1 rRNA gene is annotated in these 1,517 nt (G+C 52.9%); it reads left to right on the forward strand.

From position 1 onward, the window contains the following. Positions 1 to 18: 18 nt before the first annotated feature. A 23S ribosomal RNA gene (locus AB5N96_RS13390) occupies positions 19 to 1,517 on the forward strand; the annotation flags it as partial.

The following is a 1,517-nucleotide window of genomic DNA, read 5'->3' on the forward strand; positions in this document are numbered from 1 at the left end:
ATGGAGAGCACTAACTTAGGTTAAGTTAGGAAGGGCGCACGGTGGATGCCTTGGCACTAGGAGCCTATGAAGGACGGCACTAACACCGATATGCTTCGGGGAGCTGTAAGTGAGCTTTGATCCGGAGATTTCCGAATGGGGAAACCCAGCACGCGTAATGGCGTGTTACCTTCCAGTGAATACATAGCTGGTCGGAGGCAGACCCAGGGAACTGAAACATCTAAGTACCTGGAGGAAGAGAAAGAAAAATCGATTCCCTGAGTAGCGGCGAGCGAAACGGGAAGAGCCCAAACCAAGAGGCTTGCCTCTTGGGGTTGTAGGACACTCTATACGGAGTTACAAAGGCAAGGGGTAGACGAAGCGGTCTGGAAAGGCCCACGACACGAGGTAAGAGTCCTGTAGTCCAAACCCATTGCCCTCCAGAGTGGATCCTGAGTACGGCGGAACACGTGAAATTCCGTCGGAATCCGGGAGGACCATCTCCCAAGGCTAAATACTCCCTAGTGACCGATAGTGAACCAGTACCGTGAGGGAAAGGTGAAAAGCACCCCGGAAGGGGAGTGAAAGAGATCCTGAAACCGTGTGCCTACAAGTAGTTAGAGCCCGTTAATGGGTGATAGCGTGCCTTTTGTAGAATGAACCGGCGAGTTACGATTCCATGCAAGGTTAAGTCGAGGAGACGGAGCCGCAGCGAAAGCGAGTCTGAACAGGGCGAATGAGTATGGGGTCGTAGACCCGAAACCAGGTGATCTACCCATGTCCAGGATGAAGGTGAGGTAACACTCACTGGAGGTCCGAACCCACGCACGTTGAAAAGTGCGGGGATGAGGTGTGGGTAGCGGAGAAATTCCAATCGAACCTGGAGATAGCTGGTTCTCTCCGAAATAGCTTTAGGGCTAGCCTCAGATGAAGAATCTCGGAGGTAGAGCACTGTTTGGACTAGGGGCCCATCCCGGGTTACCGAATTCAGACAAACTCCGAATGCCGATGATTTGTATCTGGGAGTCAGACTGCGAGTGATAAGATCCGTAGTCAAGAGGGAAACAGCCCAGACCACCAGCTAAGGTCCCCAAGTAACCGTTAAGTGGAAAAGGATGTGGCGTTGCTTAGACAACCAGGATGTTGGCTTAGAAGCAGCCATCATTTAAAGAGTGCGTAATAGCTCACTGGTCGAGTGACGCTGCGCCGAAAATGTATCGGGGCTAAACGGTTCACCGAAGCTGTGGATGCATACCTAGGGTATGCGTGGTAGGAGAGCGTTCTAAGGGCGTCGAAGTCTGACCGGAAGGACAGGTGGAGCGCTTAGAAGTGAGAATGCCGGTATGAGTAGCGAAAGATGGGTGAGAATCCCATCCACCGTATGACCAAGGTTTCCTGAGGAAGGCTCGTCCGCTCAGGGTCAGTCGGGACCTAAGTCGAGGCCGATAGGCGTAGACGATGGACAACAGGTTGATATTCCTGTACCACCTCCCCGCCATTTGAGTGATGGGGGGACGCAGTAGGATAGGGAAGCGTGC

The organism is Chryseomicrobium imtechense (assembly GCF_041475995.1).
Lineage (GTDB): Bacteria > Bacillota > Bacilli > Bacillales_A > Planococcaceae > Chryseomicrobium > Chryseomicrobium aureum.